Genomic DNA, 19,821 nt, shown 5'->3' on the forward strand with positions numbered 1-19,821 from the left:
CCGCTGGCTTGAGCGCGGCCCCGGGGCGGTAGCGTTTTCGCCAGCAGGCGTGCGATTTTGCGAGGAGACCCGGCGTGGTTCAGGACAAGACGAGCCTTCCGCCCGTCCCCGGGCGCGATGCGGCTCCCGATGCGGCTTCCGGCACGGCTTCTGGCACGGCTTCCGGCGCGGAGCCCTCCCGGCCCGCCGACCCCGCCGCTCCGGCCGAGGACGCCTCCGACGCCGCTCCTGAGCCCGAGGCCGTGGACGAGACCTCCCCGAAGGGGGGCGGAGTCCCCGGCAAGGGCGAGGGGCGCTGGGTGCTCGCCGCGCGGCTCGTCGCCGCGATCGCGGGCGGCGCCCTGCTCTACACCGCCTTCCCGCCTCTCGACTGGTGGTTGTGCGCGCCCCTCGGCATCGGGCTGATCATCGGCTCCCTCTACCGCGCCCGCCCCCGGCGGGCCGCCTGGCTCGGCTATCTGGCCGCCGCCGTGTTCCTGTTCCCCACCCTGGCCTGGGTCCGTACGATCGGCGACGACGTCTGGCTCATGCTGGTGGCCACCGAGAGCGTGTTCTACGCCGTCATGGCGGCCCTGGCCGCCCTGGTGTTCCGGTTGCGCCTGTGGCCGCTGTGGTTCGGGACGTTGTGGGTGGCGATGGAGTGGGCCCGCAGCCTGGTCCCGATCGGCGGTTTCCCGTGGGCGCGGGTGGCCTTCAGCCAGGGCGAGTCCCTGTTCACCCCCTACGCGGCCCTGGGCGGCGCGCCGCTGGTCTCCTTCGCCGTCACCCTGTCCGGCGCCCTGCTGGCCCACGCCGTCCTGGTACGCCCCTCCACGGCCCTGCGCAGGGCGGTCCCCGCGGCGCTGGCGCTGGCCGTGCCGGTGCTCACCCTGGCGCTGCCGAGGCCGGGCGACGAGGGCCGCTCGGTCAACGTGGGCATCGTGCAGGGCAACGTGCCAGGCCGCGGCATGAACCCCCTCGGCGACGAGCCGGCCGTCGTCCTGCGCAACCACGCCGAGGAGACCAAGCGCCTGGCCGACGCCGTACGCGCCGGGCGGCTGCCCAAGCCCGACCTCGTCGTCCTGCCCGAGAACTCCACCGACATCGACCCCTACACCAGCGCCTTCGCCCGCGGCGTCATCGACGAGTCGGTCAAGTACGTCGGCGTCCCCACGCTGGTCGGCGCCGTCGTCGCCATCGGCGAGGAGCAGCGGGCCACGCGCAGCCTGGTGTGGGACCCGGCGACCGGTCCGGGCGCCTACTACGACAAGCAGCACCTGGTGCCGTTCGGGGAGTACACGCCGTTCAAGGAGATCGTGCTGGCGCTGTGGGAGCGGGCCAACCTGGTCGGCCGGCAGTCGGTCCCCGGCACCAAGCCGGGCGACCTGAAGCTCGGCCCGGTGACGATCGGCGCGGTCAACTGCTACGAAGTGGCCTACGACGACACCGTGCGCGGCACCGTACGCGCCGGTGGCACCCCGCTGGTGGTGCAGACCAACAACGCCAGCTACGCGCTGTCCAACCTGCCGCCGCAGCAGCTCGCGATGTCCAAGCTGCGCGCCGTCGAGCACAACAGGGCCGTCGTGACGGCCGCCACGACCGGGATCTCCGCATTTGTCACGCCTGACGGTAAAGTCTCCTGGCAGACCCGTGAACTTGTCCCCGACATGAACGTGGTCACGGTGCCCGTACGCACTCAGGAAACGATCGCCACGAAGGTGGGCGAGCTTCCCGAATGGGCATTGATGGTGATGGGAGCGGCGGCTGTCGGAGTCGCCGTACGGCGCGGCAGGCGGCGAGGCGACCGAATGGGGAACGACTCATGATGGAGACTCTCGGCCGGGTGCTCGTCGTCGTCCCGACCTACAACGAGCGCGACAACCTGCCCGCGATCGTCGAGCGCGTGCGTGCCGCGCTGCCGGACGCCCACGTGCTGGTGGCCGACGACAACAGCCCCGACGGCACCGGCGAGGTGGCCGACGGGCTGGCCGCCGGCGACGAGCACGTCCACGTCCTCCACCGGCCGGGCAAGCAGGGGCTCGGCGCGGCCTACATCGCCGGGTTCAGGTGGGGGCTGGGCGAGGGCTACGACGTGCTGGTGGAGATGGACGCCGACGGCTCCCACCAGCCCGAGGAGCTGCCCAAGCTGCTCCAGGCGCTGGGCGACGGCGCCGACCTGGCGATCGGCTCCCGCTACGTGCCCGGCGGCAAGGTGGTCAACTGGCCCCACCGGCGCGAGCTGCTGTCCAAGGGCGCCAACATCTACACCCGGGTGATGCTCGGCCTGCCCGTACGCGACGCCACGGCCGGCTTTCGCGCCTACCGGGCGGCCACGCTGGAGAAGGTGGGCCTGTCCGGGGTCGAGTCGCAGGGCTACTGCTTCCAGGTCGACCTCACGCTGCGCACGGCCAGGCACGGGCTGCGGGTCGTGGAGGTGCCGATCACGTTCGTCGAGCGTACGGTCGGCAAGAGCAAGATGAACGGCAAGGTCATGTCCGAGGCGTTGTGGCGCATCGGCCTGTGGGGCGTCACCGGCCTGCCCGGACGGCTGCGCCGCTCCCGCGGATGAGACGCGGATGAGACGCGGATGAGAACGCCCGCCCCCGGGACCGTCCGCCTCTAGGACCCTCTAGGACCCGCCCGCCTCCAGGGACACCGGCCTTCAGGAACGTCAGCGGCCCGCCGGACGTTGTCATTGACGTAGGTGTGCGCGGAATCGAGGAAACGATGCGGCTGCTGCTGTTGCTGGCCTTCCTGGCCGTCCCGGTGCTGGAGGTCTGGCTGATGATCCAGGTCGGATCGCTGATCGGCGGATGGCCGACCGCCGGGCTGCTCGTCGCGGGCAGCCTGCTGGGCGCCTGGCTGGTGCGCCGCGAGGGCCGCCGGGTCTGGCGCAGCCTCCAGGCGGCGTTGTCGGAGGGCCGCGTGCCCGACCGCGCGCTGGCCGATGGCGGCCTGGCGATGGCGGGCGGCGTGCTGCTGATGGTCCCGGGCTTCTTCACCGACGTCGTCGGTCTCTTCTTCGTGTTGCCGTTCACCCGGCCGCTGATGCGGCGGCTGGCGTCGGGCTTCTTCGACCGGCGGGTCAGGCGGATGGCGGCGGCCTCCCCGTACGCGGACGTGTTCCCGCCCACGCCCGGCGGCGGCCAGGCCGCGTACGACGACAGGGGTGTGCACGGCGGCAAGGTCGTGCAGGGGAAGGTCGTGCACGGCGAGGTCATCCGCGACGAACGCGACGACTGACCCCGCCGTGATTCACGCAGGCCGCGCCTACCAGCGCCGGTAGACCTCCTCGGCCCAGCCGTACAGGCCGTCGACCGTCACGCTCTCGCCGTCGTCGGCGACGACCGTGCCCCGGTAGTGGCCGAACGCCTGGGCCTCCTGGCTGCGCATGTACAAGGCCCGCCGTACGTCGGCCTCGCGTACGTGCTCGGGCACGAACTCCAGGTCGACCCGGTCGCCGGTGATGTGCCAGGGCGCGCGCCAGTCGGAGGTGTCGTAGCGCCAGACCAGCTCCTCGCTGATCTTGTGCAGGCGGCCGTCGAGGATGAGGGCGTTCTCCACGCTGCCGGTGCCGTCGGTCCATTTGCCGCCGATCTGCAGGGCGACGTCCCGGCCGCCGGGCCGTCCGGCGGCGGCGCCCCAGTTCCAGCGGATGTCGCCGGGCCAGCGCCCGCGCCCGAGGTCGAGCGTGGCGAGGGCGTCGGCGGGGTCGAACTCGTAGGTCAGCCCGTTCACGCGCACGGTGCCCTCGGCGGGCCGGCCGACGTCCTTGACGGTGTACTGGAAGCGGCGGGGGCTCCACGGCACCACGACCGACAGGCTCTCGCGGTCCGGCACCCGGCGTACCAGCACGTCGGCCGCGATCTCGGCGGACTTCAGCCGCAGCCGGGTGCCTTCGGCGGTCTCGTCCACGCTGATGCGCACCGGACCGGCGCCGATGCGCACGCTGCCCTCGCCGCCGCGCTCGGAGAAGGACACGCCCCTGGCCGGGACGAGCAGGCCCCGGCTGGAGACCTGCTCGCCGGTGCGGCGGTCGAGGAAGAACGCCGACTCACCGGCCAGGTAGTCGAGGCTGCTGGCGCTGAAGGCGAACACGTGCCCGGGGCTGGTGACGCACCAGTAGTCCCAGCGCATCGTGCGGCCCCAGCCGCGGATGTTGGCGCGGTGGAGCGGGGTGCGGCTCCAGCCGACCGCCGCCGGGTTGAGCCGCCCGTCGGGCAGGCACAGGTCGACCCGGCGGGTGATCTCGCGCTCGGCGACCGCGCGCGGGCTCGTCTTCATCGTGCTCTCCGTCATCGTCCCAGCCCCACGCTGAGGTATTTGTACTCCAGGTAGTCGGCCACCCCGTGGTGGCCGCCCTCGCGTCCGTAGCCGCTGCTCTTGATGCCGCCGAACGGCGCCTGCGGCGGCGCCAGCGGGCCCCCGTTCACGGTGACCATGCCGAACTGCAGCTCCTCGGCCACCCGTACGGTCCTGCTCAGGTCGTTGGTCCACACGTACGCGGTCAGCCCGTACGGGGTCGCGTTCGCGCGTTCGACGACCTGGTCGCAGTCGTCGAACTCCAGCACCGGCGCGACCGGCCCGAACGTCTCCTCGCGGCAGACCAGCATGTCCTCGCTCACCCCGCCCAGCACGGTCGCCGGGTAGAACGTCCCGGCGCCCTCGGGACGGCGCCCGCCGGTCAGCACGGTCGCGCCGCGCGCCACGGCGTCCTCGACGTGCCGGCTCACCTTGGCCACGGCGGGCTCGTCGATGAGCGGGCCCAGCTCGGCCGCCTCGGCCTGGCGTACCAGCTCGGCGGTGAAGGCGGCGGCGAGCGAGGAGTGGACGAAGATCCGGTTGGGCGAGGTGCAGGCCTGCCCGGCGTTGAGGAACTTGCTCCGGGCGACCGCGCGGGCGGCGGCGACCGGGTCGGCGTCGGGGAAGACCAGGACGGGCGCGTGCCCGCCCAGCTCGACGCTGAGCCGCTTGACGTCGTGGGCGCTCTGCCTGATCAGCTCCCTGCCCACCTCGGTGGAGCCGGTGAAGGAGACCTTGCGCACCCGCGGGTCGGTCATGACCGCCTGGCCGAACCCGGCCGGCCGGGACGTGGTGACCAGGTTGAACACGCCCGGCGGCAGCCCGGCCGCGACGAACGCCTCGGCGACCTCGATCGCCGACAGCGGGGTCTGCTCGGCGGGCTTGAGCACGACCGTGCAGCCGGCGGCCAGCGCCGGGCCGAGCTTGCGGGTGATCATCGAGACCGGGAAGTTCCACGGGGTGATGCCCGCCACCACGCCGACGGGCTCGGGCAGCAGCCAGATCCGGTTGTCGGCGTGGGCGCCCGGCACGGTCTCGCCGTAGAGGCGGCGGGTCTCCTCGGCGGCCCACAGCAGATGGTCGGCGCCCGACAACACCTCGCCCCTGGCCTCGGCGAGCGGTTTGCCCTGCTCGGCCGTCATGGTCGCGGCGATCGTGTCGGCCCGCGCCGTCAGCTCGCGGGCGGCGGCCCGCATGAGGTCGGCGCGTTCGTGCGCGGCCATGGCCCGCCAGCCGGGCAGCGCGGCCGCGGCGGCGTCGACCGCCTGCGTGGCCAGCTCGGGGCCGCAGTCGGCGACCCGCGCCAGCGGCTCGCCGGTGGCGGGGGCATGCACGGTGAACGTCTCGCCGGCCTCCAGCCAGGCGGCGCCGATGAGAGCCCTGCGGGTGTCAGCCATGTGTCTCCTGGATTCCTTCGATGAGGGCCTTCATGGCGGCCATCTCGTGGGCGTGCTGCAGCTTGCCGGCCAGCGGGATGTCGCCCGCGACCAGGGCGTTCCTGATGGCGATGTGCTCGGCGTGCGACTTGGGCAGCCGCCAGGGCACCAGGCGGAAGCCGCGCTGGGCGGTCTCCGTACGGGACCACAGGCTCTGCAGCATGCGGTGGGTGAGCTTGCTGTGCTCGGTGTCGCACAGCAGGGAGTGGAAACGCCGGTTGAGGCGGGCGAAGGCGGCCACGTCCTCGCGGGCGACGGCGGTCTCGCACTCGGCGAGCACGGCGTCGACCTCGGCCAGCCGCGCGCCCTCCAGGGGTACGCCGCCCAGCTCCAGCGCCAGCGCGGTGAGCGCGGCCCGGACGCTGTAGAGCTCGCGCACGTTGGCCACCGTGAGCTCGGCGACCACGGCGCCCACGTGCGGGCGCTCGACCAGCCAGTCCTCCGAGCACAGCTGCTTGATGGCCTCGCGCACGGGCGTCTCGCTGATGCCCACGGCCTCGGCCACGACCCTGGTGGTGATCTTGGTGCCCGGAGGCGCCTCGCCGCTCATGATCAGATGTTTGATGTGCTCCGCCGCCAGATCCGCCTTGGTGCGGAAGGGGGAACGCGATTCGGCCATGGTTGAGGAGCCCTTCAGACCCGCTGGACGGTGAGCGGCTCGATCGCCGCGTGGTCCAGCTCTACACCGATTCCAGGGCTCGCCGGAACGGCGACGAGACCGCGGGAGTCGGGCAGCAGCGGTTCGGTCAGCATGGCGTGGAACACCTCCGGGACGATCACCGGCGGATCGTAGGGGTACTCCAGCCAGTCGCAGTTCGGCAGCGAGGCGCAAAGTTGCAGGTTGCCCGCCACGCCGAGCCCGGTGGCCCAGGCGTGCGGGATGACCCTGCGCTGCCGGGCGGCGGCCATGGCGCCGAAGTCGCGCAGCGCGCCGATCTCCTCGCTCTCGTTCGCGTCGGGCTGAAAGATGTCGAAGCAACCATCCTCCAGCATCCGGACGAGCTGGCCGATGCCGCGGTTGTGCTCACAGCCCGCGATCGGGATCGGCGAGGCCGCGGTCAGCTCGCACAGCGCGCGGTAGTCGTGCCGGGGCAGCGGTTCCTCCAGCCACGCCACGCCCAGGTCGGCCAGCTCCCTGGCCGTGGTGAGGGCGCGTTCGAAGTCCCAGATCAGGCGGGTGCCGTCGGGGGAGTAGCGCCACCGGGCGGCCGCCTGGTTGGCGTCCACCATGATCGCCACGTCGGGCCCGACGGTCTCGCGCACGGCGGCGACCTGGCGTACGTCCTCGGCGACGGTGGCCGCGTGCACGCGCAGCTTGACGCCCTGGAAACCGCGTTCGACGGCGGCGAGGGCGTCCTCGGCCCGCTGCTCGGGGCTGCGCAGCTCGCCGAAGCTGGCGTAGGCGCGGACAGCTCCCGAGTGCCCGCCCCACAGCTTGTACAGCGGCTGCCCGCAGGCCTTGCCGACGGCGTCCCACACGGCGACGCCGACGACCCAGGGCCGCGGGAAGACGTACTCGGCCACGTAGCGCAGCCGGTTGGCGACGTGCGTGGTGTCGAAGGCGTCCAGGCCGACGAGCTGCGGGCGGATCCAGCCGCGGATCGCCTCCAGCAACATCGGCCCGGTGCCGTGCCCCATGTCGCCACCGGACACGCCGACGATGCCCTCGTCGGTCTCGACCTCGACGATGACCGCCGACATCGCCCGGTGCGCGCCCTCCGGGGCCCACGACGGCACGAACGGCCGGGGATAGGGCAGTTCGATGACCCGCGCGCGGACATCTGTGATCCTCATCGGCTCCTCACCCCTTGGTCGCGCCGTCCGCGAGACCCTTGATCAGGTACTTCTGCACCAGCAGCGCGAAGACCACCACGGGCAGCACGGTCAGCACGCCGACCGCGGCCAGCGGCCCCCACATCCCGCCCTTCTCGGTGTCGGCCGCGATCCCGGCGATGGCGACGGGGATCGTGACCGCCCGGTCGTTGGTGAGGATCAGCGCGAACAGCAGCTCCTCCCAGGCCAGGATGATGCAGAAGATCAACGTCGAGACCAGCCCGGTCAGGCTCGTCGGCACGATGATGCGGAAGAACGCCCCGAACCGCGAGCAGCCGTCGATCATCGCCGCCTCCTCCAGCTCCTTGGGCAGCCCGCGGAAGAAGGCCCGCATCAGCCACACCACGTACGGCACCAGGAAGGTCACGTACGCCAGGATCACGGTGATGTACTGGTCGGTCAGCCCGAGCTTCCTGGCCACCAGGAACAGCGGCACCACCAGGGCGATCGGCGGCACCGCGCGCGAGGCCAGGATGAGCCCGCCCACGACGCCCGCGCCGCGCATCCGCAGCCGCGACAGCGCGTACCCGGCCATGGAGCCGGCGACCATGGAGATGGCCGAGGCGCCCGCCGCCACGATGACCGTGTTGATGATGCGGGGCAGGATGCGCGCCTGCTGGAAGTAGCTGACGTAGTTGTCGAGGGTGAACTCGCTCAGCCACCGCGGCGGCACCGTGAAGATGTCCCTGGGCAGCTTGAACGAGATCGAGACCATGTAGAGCACGGGGAACAGGAAGGCCAGCGTCACCAGGACGGCCCCGGTGACGGCCGCGTACCGTCTCACCATCGGTTCTCCAGACGCCGGGTCACGCGGAACAGGACAAAGGTGATCAACATCGTCAGGAGCAGCACGATCGTGGCCATCGAGGAGGCCGAGCCGAACTCCAGGCTCCTGAACCCCTTCTCGTAGATGTAGAGGTTGATGACGTTGGTCGAGTTGCCGGGACCGCCCCTGGTGGCCGCCAGCGCGATGTCGAACATCTTGACCGCGCCCAGCCAGCGCACCACGAACGCGGCGGCCATCACCGGCACCAGCAGCGGCAGCGTGATGCGCCGCATGATGGCCCAGCGGCCGGCGCCGTCGGACCTGGCGGCCTCGTACACGTCGCCGGGCAGCGCCATGATCCCGGCCGAGGCGATGAGCACCACGAACGGCGTCCAGCGCCAGGTGTCGATGACGATCAGGCTGGCCATGGCCAGCGTCGGGTCGCCGATCCACTCGATCGGCCCGACGCCGACCAGGCCGAGGGCGTAGTTGACCACGCCCCACAGCGGGTCGAGCAACATCCGCCACACGCCGCCGGCGACCACGGGGGCCACCACCATCGGGATGAGGAACAGGGCCCGCAGCACGCCCCGCCCCCGCCAGGCGACGTTGAGCAGGAACGCGATGGCGAACCCGAGCACCATCTGCAGCGGCAGCGCGATCACCAGGTAGACGCCGGTGACCTTGAGCGAGTCCAGGAAACCCGGATCGTGCAGCACGGCCTCGTAGTTGCGCCAGCCGACCCATCCGGACGGCTGGAAGGAGGCCAGGTCGAAGTCGGAGACGCTCACCCAGGCCGTGTAGAGGATCGGGTAGAGCAGCATGCCTGCCAGCAGGAGCAGGGCGGGGGCGAGGAAGAGCCAGGCCGTGCCCGGCTCTCCCAGTCGAGCACGCCTCACTGGTTGTAGCCCTTGGACTTCAGCAGGTCGGTGATCTCCTTGGCGGCCTGGTCGATCGCCTGCTGCGCGGTCGCCTGCCCGGACATGGCCCGGCTGGTCTGCAGCGCCAGGATCTGCTGCACGGCGTCGGACTCGGGCAGCCTCGGCCGCCACATCTCACCCTTGGAGACGACGTCGTAGCCCTCCTTGAGCGCCTTGTAGACCGGCTCGGCCCACTCGGCGGGCGGGGTGCCGTCGAGGGTGGAGTTGCGGGCGGGGAAGGTGCCGAACGCCTGGGCGGTGAACTGCTCGCCCTGCTTGGAGGTCACCCACTGCAGCCAGGTCCACGCGGCGGCCGGGTGGGTGGACTTCTTGGAGACGCCCGCCGTCCAGATCCCGCGGTGGGCGCCCGGCGCGGTCGTCCCGGCGGGCAGGGTGGTGATGCCCACCTCCTCGGGGGTGAGGGTGGTGGTCTCCTTGTCCACGGCGGTGCCCTTGAAGACGCTGCCCCACATGAACATGGTGGCCGTCTTGCCCTGCCGGAAGGCCTCCAGCGGCTCGTTGAACTGGTACGTGCTCGCCCCGGGCGGCGCGTACTTGAGCAGGTCCACCTGCGTCTGCAGGGCCTTGACGCCGGCGGGGGTGCCGAAGGCGACCTTCGTGCCGTCCAGGATCTTGCCGCCGTCGGAGTTGAGCACGGTCTGCCACACCGTGGGCGTCAGCGGGTCCTTGGTGAAGTACGTGCCCACGGCCCAGGAGTCGGTCTTGCCGTCGCCGTCGGTGTCCTGGACGAGCTTGGGGGCGTCCTTGAAGTACTGCTCCCAGGTCGTCTGCGCGGTCGGCTCGGTCACCCCGGCCTTCTTGTACAGCGACTTGTTGTAGAACATCAGCAGCAGGTTCGAGCGGACGGGCACCGCGTACTGCTTGCCCTCCCATTCGCCGGCGGCCAGCGGCGAGGCGTTGAAGTCGGCCCAGTCGTAGCCGGGATCGTTCCACTTGGCCAGCTCCGGGCCCTTGAGGTCGTACAGGGCGCCGGTCTTGGCGAGCTGCGGGAGCCAGGGGTCGTCGGCCAGGACCACGTCGTAGGTGGCGGTGGTGCCGGTCAGCTCCAGCATCGTCTTGGCGAGCTGGTCGTTGTAGGGGACGCCGTCGACGGTGACCTTGATGTTGGGGTACTTCTTGGTGAACTCCGGCACGAGCTTGTCCTGCCACTGCTTGGCGAACGCGTCGTTGGCGATCACGCGGATCGACACCGGGGCCTGCGCCGTGCCGAGGCCGCCGCCGTCGGCCGCGACCTCCTCCGACGGCGAGCCGCAGGCGGCGACGCTGAGCGCGAGCACGGCCGCGACCGTGACGAGCCGGGTGCTGTTCAACACTTGTGTCCTCCCGGAGGGGAATGGGGGATTTCAGGCGGAGGGGTCGATGGCGAGCTTGACGACGTCCCGGCCGTCCAGCGCGTAGCCGGAGCCCAGGGCCTCGAGCGCCTCGCGGACCCGGCCGAGCGGCACGCGGTGGCTGACCACCTGCTCGAACGGGCTGCCGCCGCGCTCCAGGATCGTCAGCGCCTCGTGGTAGCGGCGCTGCATGTCGGGACCGGCGCCGTAGACCCCGGCGATGGTGATGTCCCGCTTCAGCAGGTCGCTGAAGGGGTTGAAGGGAACGGTGCCGCGGTCGGTGAAGTTGCCCAGCTCGGCCAGTACGCCGCCGTCGGCGACCAGGCCGAGAGCCTCGGTGAACGACTCGGGCGAGCCCGCGGTGCCGATGACGGCGTCGGCGCCCTCGCGGCCGAGGGCGTCGAAGACCGCCCGGCGGCGCCCGGAGGTTCCCTGGCCGAGATCGACGACGGCGTCCGCGCCGAGCCGCGCGGCCAGCTCCAGGCGGGCGCCGGGCGCGCCGACGGCGACCACCCTGGCCGCCCCGGCGGCACGGGCGGCGGCCACGGCCATCAGGCCGATCGCGCCGACGCCCTGGACCACGACGGTGGAGCCGATCCGGATCGCGGAACGTTCCACACCGTGCAGGGCCACCGACAGCGGCTCCTGCAGCACGGCGACCTCGGCGGGCAGATCGGTCCGGTAGAACACCGTTCCCGCGTTCGAGGCGTACAGGTGGGTGGCGAAGCCGCCGGTCAGGTACGGCGGCCGGTCGGCGGGGGAGGCGAACCCGTAGGACGGCCGCCGGTCCGGGCAGTTTCCCGGCCTGCGGCGTACCTGGCACTCGAAGCACCGGCCGCAGCTCAGCGACGGGAAGACGCCGACCCGGTCGCCGACGGCCACCGGCCGGCCGGCGTGGTCGGTGGCCACGCCCTCGCCGAGCGCCGCCAGGCGGCCGACGATCTCGTGCCCGAGCAGCGCGGGGAAGCGCACGCTGGCCAGGCGGCCCCGGTAGATGTGCGCGTCCGTGCCGCACATGCCGCACAGCTCGACCTCCAGGACGAACTGTCCCGGGCCGGGCCGCGGCAGGTCGTACTCGCGCACCTCCACCGCGCCCGCGACGCCGGTGACGATCGCCGCGCGTGCCGTCGGGTCCATGCACCGCCTCCTGCATTCTGCTTTCTATAGAATGTGGAAGACGGTAGTTCGTCCGGTTTTGAACGGTCAATCCTTGTTACCGGAATGTTTCTGAGGACACGTCCACGAAGTAGGCCCGCAGCAGCCTGCGTCCCTGCTCGACCATGGCCCGATCGCCCTGTGGCGTCGAGGAGAACGACAGGTGCAGCACGGCCGCCGTGGCCTGGATGGCCAGCCGCATCACCCGGTACGGATCGGGCAACGCCGGCAGCCCCGCCTCCTCCAGCGCGAAGTGGTAGAGCCGCTCGGCCAGCACGTCCCCGCTCTCCTGCACGCTCCCCACGGGCAGGAACGAGGCGCCACCCGGCCGGGTGTCGGCGAAGTCGACCACGGTGAAGCCCGGCACGCTCCTGCGCATCGCGACCGTCTCGGCCAGGACCACCTCCGCCGCCCGCGGCCAGGTCAGCGCCGGCTCCGCGGCGATCCTGACCCGCAGCCGGGCCAGCAGGAGCTCCAGGTTTCGCAGGGCCAGCTCGCGCAGCATCCCGGGTCTGCCGTCGAAGAACTGGTAGATGGTGCCGGCGGGCACGCCGGCGCTCCTGGCCACGTCGGAGATGGTGAGGGCGTCCAGGCCCACCTCGTCCAGCAGGCGCGCGCAGGCGTCGAGGATGCGCTCGACCCTGTCGATGCTGCGCCGCTGGACCGGCCGCCGCCGGAGGCCCGGGTTCTCCACGGACAAGTCTTAACATAACGACCCGTCATGTTCTAACGTGACATCCTCTCACGTTCCCCCCAACGGAGGACATGCATGGCCGAAACGCGCCTCGCGCCTGACAGACGGGTATCCGCGGGCTGGATGTCCCTGCTGGCGCTGGCCCAGATGGGGGTCATCATGGCGATGACCGTCGGCAACCAGATCCTGCTCCCCTCCCACGTGGCCCGCATCGATCCCCAGCACAAGGAGGCGTCGCTGGCGGCCGTGTTCGCCGTCGCCGCCGTCTGCACGATCGTGGCCAACCCGCTGTTCGGCGCCCTGTCCGACCGGACCCGCGCCCGGATGGGCCGGCGTCGCCCCTGGATCGCGGGCGGCGCGCTGGTCTGCGCCGCGTCCCTGGTCTTCCTGTCCCGCCAGGACTCCCTGGCCGGGCTGATCATCGGATGGGCGGTCGCCCAGCTCGCCTTCACCGCCGCCCTGGCCACCGCCATCGCCACCGTGCCCGACCAGGTGCCGATCAGCCAGCGCGGCAAGGTGTCGGCGCTGGCGGGCGTGGGCCAGCTCGCCGGGCCGCTGCTGGGCGGCGTCGCGGTCACCGTCGTGGCGACCGGGTCGCAGGCCGGGTTCCTGGCGATGGCGGTCCTGGTGCTGCTTCTCGTGCTGCCGTTCAGCCTGTTCACCCGGGAGCCCGCCACCGGGCCGGCCGACCTGCCGCCGTTCGACGCGCGTTCGCTGCTGCGCAGCTTCCGCGTGAGCCCGCGCAAGCACCCCGACTTCGCCTGGGCCTGGGTGAGCCGCTTCCTGATCACCCTCACGCTCGCCATGGCCATCGGCTACCTGCAGTACTACCTGCGCGACGGCGTCGGCTACGAGGCCCTGTTCCCCGGCTCCACCGTCGAGGAGGGCGTCGTCGTCCTGGTCGCGGTCTTCACGCTGAGCAGCGTCGTGCCCACGCTGCTGGCGGGCTGGCTGTCGGACCGCTCCGGCAACCGCCGGGCCGCCGTCTTCACCGGCGGCCTCACGATGGCCGCCTCCGGGCTCGTGCTGACGTTCCTGACGAGCTGGCCCGCCGCGCTGGCCGCCAGCGTGCTGCTGGGCGCGGGCTACGGCATGTTCGCCGCCGTGGACCAGGCCATGGTCACCCAGCTCCTGCCCGCCGACGCCGACCGCGGCAAGGACCTGGGCATCGTGAGCCTGGCCAACTCCGCCTCCAACACGCTCGGGCCGGTGATCGCCGCGCCCCTGGTCACCTCGGCGGGCGGCTACCCGCTCATGTACGCCGTCGCGGCGGGCTTCGCCGCCCTCGGCGCCTGCCTCATCTGGAGGATCCGCAGTGTTCGATAACGACGCCTGGTGGCGCGACGCCGTCGTGTACCAGATCTACCCGCGCAGCTTCGCCGACGGCGACGGCGACGGCCAGGGTGACCTGCCGGGCGCGCTGGCCCGCCTGGACCACCTGGCCGACCTGGGCGTGGACGCCGTCTGGCTGAGCCCGTTCTACCCCTCGCCGCTGGCCGACGGCGGCTACGACGTCGCCGACTACACCGGCGTCGACCCCCGCTACGGCACCCTGGCCGACTTCGACGCCTTCGTCGCGGCGGCCACGGCCAGGGACATCAAGGTCGTCGTCGACATCGTGCCCAACCACTGCTCCTCGGCCCACCCGCGCTTCCGGAAGGCGCTGGCCGCCGGCCCCGGCAGCCCCGAACGCGACTGGTTCGTCTTCCGCGACGAGCCCAACAACTGGCAGTCCATGTTCGGCGGCCCGGCCTGGACCCGCACGCCCGACGGCCAGTGGTACCTGCACCTGTTCGACGCCGCCCAGCCCGACTGGAACTGGCGGCACCCCGGCGTGACCGCCATGTTCGAGGACGTGCTGCGGTTCTGGCTGGAGCGCGGCGTGGCCGGGTTCCGCATCGACGTGGCCGCCATGCTGTTCAAGGAGGACGGCCTGCCGGACGTCGTCCCCGGCAGCCAGGGCGCCCCGCTGGCCCCCGGCCGCTCGGCGGTGCCGTACGAGCACCAGCCCGAGCTGCTGGAGCTGTACCGGTCCTGGCGCAAGATCCTGGCCGCCTACCCGGGGCCGCGCGGCACCGTGGCCGAGATCTGGTTCGCCGACGCCGCCCAGGCCCGGCCCTACCTGACCGGCGACGGCCTGGCCCAGCTGTTCAACTTCCGTCTCATGCCCCTGCCCTGGTCGGCCGGGGAGTTCCGCGGCGTGGTGGAGGAGTCGTACCGGCTGGCCCGCGAGACGGGCGGCTCGATCCCGTGGGTGCTGGGCAACCACGACGTGCCGCGCATGGTCACCAGGTTCGGCATCGACCAGGATCTGGTCCGCGCCCCGACCCCGGACGTACTGCTCGGCCGGGTCCCCGTGGACGCCGAGCTCGGCACCAGACGCGCCCGCGCGGCCGCGCTGCTGCTGCTCGCCCTGCCCGGCGGCGCCTACATCTACCAGGGCGACGAGCTGGGCCTGCCCGAACACCTCCGGATGCCGGACGAGGCACGGCAGGACCCCATGTTCGAGCGCACCGGCCGCGCCTTCATCGGCCGGGACGGCTGCCGCGTGCCGCTGCCCTGGTCCGGCACCTCCACGCCGTACGGGTTCGGCGCGGGCGGCACCTGGCTGCCCCAGCCGACGGACTGGGCCGCCCTCACCGTCGCCGCCCAGCGGGACGACCCCGGCTCCACGCTCAACCTCTACCGCGCCGCCCTCGCCCTCAGACGCGAGCACCCCGCGCTCGGCGAGGGCGAGCTGACCTGGCTCGACGCGCCGCCCGGCGTGCTGGCCCTCACCCGCGAGCCCGGCTTCACCCTCATGGTCAACTTCGGCCCCGACCCGGTGCCGCTGCCCCCGCACTCCGCCGTCCTGCTGGCCAGCGGCCCCCTGGACGGCGGCACGCTGCCGGCCGACACGGCGGTGTGGCTCTCGTGACCCACGACCCGGCCCCGCTCCCGGAGTACCCCCGGCCCCAGCTCGTCCGCGACAGCTACCTCAACCTCAACGGCCGCTGGCGGTACGCCGTCAACGACGGGACGCGGCCCGGCTCCTACGACGGCGACATCGTCGTCCCGTACTCGCCGGAGGCGCCGCTGTCCGGGGTCGGGCGGCAGCTCCGGCCGGGGGAGACCCTGTGGTACCGGCGCTCGTTCGAGCCGCCCGCCGGGCCCGCCGGCGGGCGGGTGATCCTGCACTTCGGCGCCGTGGACCAGACCTGCCGGGTCTGGGTCAACGACGTCGAGGTGGGCGGCCACACCGGCGGCTACCTGCCGTTCTCCTTCGACGTCACCGACGCCCTGCGCGAGGGCGGCAACACCCTCGACGTGGCCGTACGGGACGACAGCGACACCGGCTGGCACGCGCGCGGCAAGCAGCGGCTGCGACGCGGCGGCATCTGGTACACCGCCCAGTCGGGCATCTGGCAGACGGTCTGGGCCGAACGTGTGCCCGAGACGTACGTGGAACGGCTCACGCTGACCCCCGTGCTCGCCGAGGAGTGCGTGGAGGTGACCGTGCACGCCCCGGCCGGCGAGGCCGCCATCGAGATCCTCGCCGCCGGGGAGGTGGTGGCCCGCGCCACGGCCCCCGCCGGGAGCCCGGTGCGCGTCCCGCTGCCCGGCGCCCGCCCGTGGAGCCCGGAGGACCCCTTCCTGTACGACGTCACCGTCACGCTCGGCGCCGACCATGTCCGCGGCTACTTCGGCATGCGCTCCTTCTCCGTCGGCCCCGACGGCGACGGCGTGCCCAGGCTGCTGCTCAACGGCCGGCCGTACTTCCACGCCGGGATCCTCGACCAGGGCTACTGGCCCGACGGCCTGTACACGCCGCCCTCCGACGAGGCCATGGTGGACGACATCGTCATGATGAAGCAGCTCGGCTTCACGATGCTGCGCAAGCACATCAAGATCGAGCCGCTGCGCTGGTACCACCACTGCGACCGGCTCGGCATGCTCGTCTGGCAGGACCTGGTCAACGGCGGCGAGACCTACCGTCCGCTGGTCATCACCACGCCGGCGATCCTGCCGCTGCGGCTGGACGACCGCCGCCACCACCGCTTCGGACGGGCCGACGCCGACGGGCGCGCCGCGTTCGAGTCCGAGCTGCGCGAGACCGTCGAGCACCTGCGCAACGTGGTCGGCCTGGCGGTGTGGGTGCCGTTCAACGAGGGCTGGGGCCAGTTCGACGCCGCGCGCGTCGCCGGCGAGCTGGCCCGGCTCGACCCCACCCGTACGATCGACCACGCCAGCGGCTGGCACGACCAGGGCGCCGGCGACCTGCTCAGCCTGCACGTCTACTTCCGGCGATTCCGCCCGCCCCGCCCGGACGGCCGCGTCCTGGTCCTGTCGGAGTACGGTGGCTACAGCCTGCCCGTCGAAGGCCACACCTGGGGCGAGAAGGAGTTCGGCTACCGGCGCTATCGCACCGCGGCCGAGCTGGGCGAGGCGTTCGTCCGGCTGCACGAGGAGCAGATCGTCCCGGCCATCGGCAAGGGCCTGAGCGCCAGCGTCTACACCCAGCTCTCCGACGTCGAGGACGAGCTGAACGGCCTGCTCACCTACGACAGGGCCGAGCTCAAGCTGCCCGCCGACCTCATCCGCTCCGTCACGAGAAGGCTCACATTCCATGACCACCCATGAACGGGAGATCACCGCTCCCACCGACCTGTGCCTGCCCGGTGGGCGGCTGAACCCCGCCGCGGTCGGCTGGACCCGCACCCCGCTGCACCGGGCCGGCCTGCGCGGATGGGGACGGCGCAAGCGCTGGGAGTACTGGGGCGTGGTCACCCCCTCCCACATCATCGGCCTGGTCGCCTCCTCCCTCGACTACGCCGGGGTGCACGGGATCTACGTGCTCGACCGGGCCACCGGCGAGGAGTTCGCCAAGGACGTGGTGGTGCCGCTGGCCCGAGGCGCCGTCCTCCCCGACCGCAGCGGCGCGGGCACGGTCTCCGTACGCGGCGGCGGGCTGGCGATCGAGATCCGGCAGGACCCCGGCGGCACGCGCATCCACGCCACCGCCCCGGGCGTGGCGATCGAGCTGGAGGTGCCGCTGCCCGAGGGCCACGAGTCGCTCGGTGTCGTGGTGCCCTGGAGGCCGAACCGGTTCCAGTACACGGTCAAGGACGTCGGCCGCCCGGCCCGCGGACGCCTGCGGCTGGGCACGGCGGAGTTCGCGATCGAGGAGACCGACTCCTTCGCGGTGCTGGACCACGGCCGCGGGAAGTGGCCGTACGCGGTCACCTGGAACTGGGCGGCCGGCAGCGGGCCCGGCAGGGCCGTCCAGCTCGGCGGCAAGTGGACCGACGGCACCGGCGTCACTGAGAACGCCCTGTTCACCGGCGGCCGGCTGCACAAGATCGGCGATGAGCTGGAGTGGTCCTACGACCGCGCCGACTGGCTGCGCCCGTGGCGCATCACCGGCCCGCGGGTCGAGGTGGAGTTCCGGCCCTTCCACGAGAAGGTCGCCCGTACCCAGCTCGGCGTCGTGGCCAGCGAGACCCACCAGTGCTTCGGCCACTTCTCCGGCCGGATCCAGGACGACGACGGCGCGTGGGTGGACCTCGACGGCCTGACCGGCTGGGCCGAGGAGGCCCGTAACCGCTGGTAGCCGCCCCGGACACAGCGAAACCCCCGGGCGCCGCCCGGGGGTTTTCACCGTGAGAGGTCGTCAGGCGCTCTTGCGTCGCTGCGCGCGGAGCACCGCGAGCCTCTCGTTGAGCACCTCTTCCAGGTCCTCGATGGACCGCCGCTCCAGGAGCATGTCCCAGTGTGTCCGCGGGGGCTTGGTCTTCTTCGACTCCGGCTGCTCACCGTCGACCCGCACCGCGGTCACGCCGCACATGCGGCACTCCCAGGTCGCGGGGATCTCGGCCTCGGCGGCAAGCGGAACCTCGAAGCGATGGCCCTTAGGACAGGTGTAGGACACCTCCTGGCGTGGGGCCAGATCCGTGTTACGGTCGTTCTCGTAGCTGGTTGCCCCGAGCCGGGTGCCACGAAGCGCGCGCTCGCCCATGTCTAAATGCCTCCTACAGGGCCCCCATACGTGGGGGGTCTGTCTCCCACGGTGTCTAACGCTTGGTACCGTGATGGGATTCCCACCCGCGGGGTGATCCAATCGCGCTTGGGGCCTCGGTTATTCGAGCCCGCTCCGATCGGCTCCGCGTCCTCAGGCCGCGACCGCCGTGCGACGGGCCCTGACCAGGCTCGATGCCAGCCACAACGCGCCGATCATGATGAGCGCCCCGTGCGCGATCCGCACCGGGTACGGGCTGAAGAACTGCGGGATGAACAGCGCGAAACCCAGCCCGAGCACGATTCCGGCCTGCCTGGGCAGCGTCCCCGTGCGCCAGACGGCCACCGCGGCCATCACCGCGCCGACGCCGAGCAGCGCGAGCCCGGAGGCGAACATGGTGATCGCGACCGGGTGGTAGCGGAACTGCGTGGCCAGCTCCATCAGCGCGGGGTTCCCGTCCGCCAGGGAACGTGCGGCGATCACGTGCAGGCCGAAATCCTCGGCGCCGTAGTAGGGGAGGGTGAGGCCGGCGCCCACCCAGGTGACCGCGGCCGCCCGCAGCGACAGGCGGTTGCCGAGCACCTGGTGGAGCCCGAGCATGCCCAGGCCGAGCAGGACGAAGCCGAGCATCGCGGCCAGGTGGCCGGTGACCCAGCCGGTCGAGGCCATCGCGACGGCGTCGTCGCCGGACGGGCGCAACACCGGATAGGCGAACAACAGGATGCCGCCGAGGGCGAAGGCGGCGGAGGTGAGGCGGGGGGCGGTCATTCGATGCTCCTTGCTGAGGGCGTTGCTCCGTTATGAGAGCAATGCTCTCGTCATGGGCCCGCCATGTCAAGAGCACTGCTCTCTCTTTGGAGCATCGCCTCGGAGCGTCGTCACTTCATGGGGTCACGTCAGAAGCGGCACCAGCGTGCGGTCGCCGAAGTTCGTCATCGCCGCCAGTGGCTTGGAGGCCGCGCTGACCAGCAGCGGAAGGCCCGGCGTGCCCTTGCCTCTGGCGATCCGGGGGCCGAGCGCGGCCATCAGCGCGGTCAGCGCCGGCAGCGGCCTGATCCACATCGTGAGCTCCCGGATCAGGCCGTCGTCGTCCAGGACGAGCTGGGCGACCTCGTTCAGCTCCTGGCGGCCCACCCGGGCGGTCGCCGTGAGCATGCGGACGTTCCCGTCCCCGATGTCGCTCTGGTAGCGCAGGTCCGACAGTACGTCGAAGACGGCCTCGAACAGCTCGCCCACCTGTCTGCGGCCGTCGAAGCGGGCTCTGTAGCTCAGCGGCGAATGGAACACCACCCCGTCGGCGAACGTGGCCTTGATCGCCTGGACGTCATGCGCCTCGCCGGCCTCGCGGTACGCCCGGGCGGGTGAGTCCTGAATGTGAACTGTCATGAG

Annotated in this window: 19 protein-coding genes; 7 read left to right on the forward strand and 12 right to left on the reverse strand. The window is 72.1% G+C overall.

The window, feature by feature from the left end:
* The first annotated feature begins 74 nt into the window (after positions 1–74).
* The 3 genes from lnt (at position 75) to IEZ27_RS02105 (ending at position 3,222) form a co-directional block, all read left to right on the forward strand.
* Entirely contained in the window at positions 75–1,805 is a 1,731-nt protein-coding gene (gene lnt, locus IEZ27_RS02095) for an apolipoprotein N-acyltransferase (protein WP_229823086.1), read from the forward strand.
* The gene (locus IEZ27_RS02100) at positions 1,802–2,548 is read left to right on the forward strand and encodes a polyprenol monophosphomannose synthase (protein ID WP_189645605.1); all 747 of its coding nucleotides are present in this window, start codon (positions 1,802–1,804) and stop codon (positions 2,546–2,548) included. The genes lnt and IEZ27_RS02100 overlap by 4 nt, the downstream gene beginning before the upstream one ends.
* A 158-nt stretch (positions 2,549–2,706) precedes the next feature.
* The gene (locus IEZ27_RS02105) at positions 2,707–3,222 is read left to right on the forward strand and encodes an FxsA family protein (protein WP_189645606.1); all 516 of its coding nucleotides are present in this window, start codon (positions 2,707–2,709) and stop codon (positions 3,220–3,222) included.
* A gap of 27 nt (positions 3,223–3,249) precedes the next feature.
* Here the strand turns inward: IEZ27_RS02105 and IEZ27_RS02110 are convergent, their stop codons facing one another.
* The 9 genes from IEZ27_RS02110 to IEZ27_RS02150 all read right to left on the reverse strand — a co-directional run bounded on the left by IEZ27_RS02110 (position 3,250) and on the right by IEZ27_RS02150 (position 12,437).
* Positions 3,250–4,263: a DUF2804 domain-containing protein gene (locus IEZ27_RS02110; RefSeq protein ID WP_189645607.1), complete on the reverse strand. Its 1,014-nt coding sequence runs from the start codon at positions 4,261–4,263 to the stop codon at positions 3,250–3,252.
* A gap of 11 nt (positions 4,264–4,274) precedes the next feature.
* A complete protein-coding gene (locus IEZ27_RS02115) occupies positions 4,275–5,678 on the reverse strand; it encodes an NAD-dependent succinate-semialdehyde dehydrogenase (RefSeq protein WP_189645608.1) in 1,404 nt (467 codons plus the stop codon).
* Entirely contained in the window at positions 5,671–6,336 is a 666-nt protein-coding gene (locus tag IEZ27_RS02120) for a GntR family transcriptional regulator (RefSeq protein WP_125637421.1), read from the reverse strand. Before IEZ27_RS02120 ends, IEZ27_RS02115 begins: the two co-directional genes overlap by 8 nt.
* A gap of 14 nt (positions 6,337–6,350) precedes the next feature.
* Positions 6,351–7,511 carry a mandelate racemase/muconate lactonizing enzyme family protein gene (locus IEZ27_RS02125; RefSeq protein ID WP_189645609.1) on the reverse strand — a complete coding sequence of 387 codons (1,161 nt, stop codon included), beginning with the start codon at positions 7,509–7,511 and terminating at the stop codon, positions 6,351–6,353.
* Between the two features lie 7 nt (positions 7,512–7,518).
* Positions 7,519–8,337, reverse strand: a complete 819-nt coding sequence (locus IEZ27_RS02130) for a carbohydrate ABC transporter permease (protein ID WP_125637419.1) — start codon at positions 8,335–8,337, stop codon at positions 7,519–7,521.
* Positions 8,331–9,215, reverse strand: coding sequence for a carbohydrate ABC transporter permease (locus tag IEZ27_RS02135; RefSeq protein WP_189645610.1), 885 nt, complete (start codon positions 9,213–9,215; stop codon positions 8,331–8,333). Before IEZ27_RS02135 ends, IEZ27_RS02130 begins: the two co-directional genes overlap by 7 nt.
* Positions 9,212–10,570 carry an ABC transporter substrate-binding protein gene (locus IEZ27_RS02140; RefSeq protein ID WP_189645611.1) on the reverse strand — a complete coding sequence of 453 codons (1,359 nt, stop codon included), beginning with the start codon at positions 10,568–10,570 and terminating at the stop codon, positions 9,212–9,214. The genes IEZ27_RS02135 and IEZ27_RS02140 overlap by 4 nt, the downstream gene beginning before the upstream one ends.
* Before the next feature lie 30 nt (positions 10,571–10,600).
* Positions 10,601–11,725, reverse strand: a complete 1,125-nt coding sequence (locus IEZ27_RS02145; protein ID WP_189645612.1) for a zinc-binding dehydrogenase — start codon at positions 11,723–11,725, stop codon at positions 10,601–10,603.
* Between the two features lie 76 nt (positions 11,726–11,801).
* Positions 11,802–12,437, reverse strand: coding sequence for a TetR/AcrR family transcriptional regulator (locus IEZ27_RS02150; RefSeq protein ID WP_189645613.1), 636 nt, complete (start codon positions 12,435–12,437; stop codon positions 11,802–11,804).
* Positions 12,438–12,512: 75 nt separating this feature from the next.
* Here IEZ27_RS02150 and IEZ27_RS02155 point away from each other — a divergent pair, with 75 nt between their 5' ends.
* From IEZ27_RS02155 to IEZ27_RS02170, 4 genes are read left to right on the forward strand one after another with little or no spacing between them, the layout of a single operon-like run.
* Complete coding sequence (locus tag IEZ27_RS02155; RefSeq protein WP_189645614.1) at positions 12,513–13,763, forward strand: MFS transporter; 1,251 nt, start codon at positions 12,513–12,515, stop codon at positions 13,761–13,763.
* Positions 13,753–15,354 carry an alpha-amylase family glycosyl hydrolase gene (locus IEZ27_RS02160; RefSeq protein WP_189645615.1) on the forward strand — a complete coding sequence of 534 codons (1,602 nt, stop codon included), beginning with the start codon at positions 13,753–13,755 and terminating at the stop codon, positions 15,352–15,354. The genes IEZ27_RS02155 and IEZ27_RS02160 overlap by 11 nt, the downstream gene beginning before the upstream one ends.
* Positions 15,351–17,057 (forward strand): glycoside hydrolase family 2 protein, encoded by a 1,707-nt coding sequence (locus IEZ27_RS02165; protein WP_229823093.1) that lies wholly within the window; start codon positions 15,351–15,353, stop codon positions 17,055–17,057. Before IEZ27_RS02160 ends, IEZ27_RS02165 begins: the two co-directional genes overlap by 4 nt.
* Complete coding sequence (locus tag IEZ27_RS02170; protein WP_189645617.1) at positions 17,044–18,027, forward strand: DUF2804 domain-containing protein; 984 nt, start codon at positions 17,044–17,046, stop codon at positions 18,025–18,027. The genes IEZ27_RS02165 and IEZ27_RS02170 overlap by 14 nt, the downstream gene beginning before the upstream one ends.
* Positions 18,028–18,087: 60 nt before the next feature.
* Here the strand turns inward: IEZ27_RS02170 and IEZ27_RS02175 are convergent, their stop codons facing one another.
* From IEZ27_RS02175 to IEZ27_RS02185, 3 genes are all read right to left on the reverse strand, one after another.
* Positions 18,088–18,432 (reverse strand): RNA polymerase-binding protein RbpA, encoded by a 345-nt coding sequence (locus tag IEZ27_RS02175; RefSeq protein ID WP_125637410.1) that lies wholly within the window; start codon positions 18,430–18,432, stop codon positions 18,088–18,090.
* A gap of 153 nt (positions 18,433–18,585) precedes the next feature.
* Entirely contained in the window at positions 18,586–19,200 is a 615-nt protein-coding gene (locus IEZ27_RS02180; RefSeq protein WP_189645618.1) for a hypothetical protein, read from the reverse strand.
* A gap of 123 nt (positions 19,201–19,323) precedes the next feature.
* On the reverse strand, positions 19,324–19,818 hold the full coding sequence (locus IEZ27_RS02185; protein WP_125637408.1) for a nuclear transport factor 2 family protein: 495 nt from the start codon (positions 19,816–19,818) through the stop codon (positions 19,324–19,326).
* Positions 19,819–19,821 lie beyond the last annotated feature (3 nt).

This window comes from Nonomuraea spiralis (assembly GCF_014648435.1).
GTDB lineage: Bacteria > Actinomycetota > Actinomycetes > Streptosporangiales > Streptosporangiaceae > Nonomuraea > Nonomuraea spiralis.

Excerpts from the sequence above, each read along its gene's own strand:
- IEZ27_RS02120 (WP_125637421.1), bottom strand. The coding sequence starts at position 6,336 with ATGGCCGAATCGCGTTCCCCCTTCCGCACCAAGGCGGATCTGGCGGCG.
- IEZ27_RS02180 (WP_189645618.1), bottom strand. The coding sequence starts at position 19,200 with ATGACCGCCCCCCGCCTCACCTCCGCCGCCTTCGCCCTCGGCGGCATC.
- IEZ27_RS02185 (WP_125637408.1), bottom strand. The coding sequence starts at position 19,818 with ATGACAGTTCACATTCAGGACTCACCCGCCCGGGCGTACCGCGAGGCC.
- IEZ27_RS02115 (WP_189645608.1), bottom strand. The coding sequence starts at position 5,678 with ATGGCTGACACCCGCAGGGCTCTCATCGGCGCCGCCTGGCTGGAGGCC.
- IEZ27_RS02155 (WP_189645614.1), top strand. The coding sequence starts at position 12,513 with ATGGCCGAAACGCGCCTCGCGCCTGACAGACGGGTATCCGCGGGCTGG.
- IEZ27_RS02100 (WP_189645605.1), top strand. The coding sequence starts at position 1,802 with ATGATGGAGACTCTCGGCCGGGTGCTCGTCGTCGTCCCGACCTACAAC.
- IEZ27_RS02145 (WP_189645612.1), bottom strand. The coding sequence starts at position 11,725 with ATGGACCCGACGGCACGCGCGGCGATCGTCACCGGCGTCGCGGGCGCG.
- IEZ27_RS02105 (WP_189645606.1), top strand. The coding sequence starts at position 2,707 with ATGCGGCTGCTGCTGTTGCTGGCCTTCCTGGCCGTCCCGGTGCTGGAG.
- IEZ27_RS02110 (WP_189645607.1), bottom strand. The coding sequence starts at position 4,263 with ATGAAGACGAGCCCGCGCGCGGTCGCCGAGCGCGAGATCACCCGCCGG.
- IEZ27_RS02175 (WP_125637410.1), bottom strand. The coding sequence starts at position 18,432 with ATGGGCGAGCGCGCGCTTCGTGGCACCCGGCTCGGGGCAACCAGCTAC.
- IEZ27_RS02130 (WP_125637419.1), bottom strand. The coding sequence starts at position 8,337 with ATGGTGAGACGGTACGCGGCCGTCACCGGGGCCGTCCTGGTGACGCTG.
- IEZ27_RS02125 (WP_189645609.1), bottom strand. The coding sequence starts at position 7,511 with ATGAGGATCACAGATGTCCGCGCGCGGGTCATCGAACTGCCCTATCCC.
- IEZ27_RS02170 (WP_189645617.1), top strand. The coding sequence starts at position 17,044 with ATGACCACCCATGAACGGGAGATCACCGCTCCCACCGACCTGTGCCTG.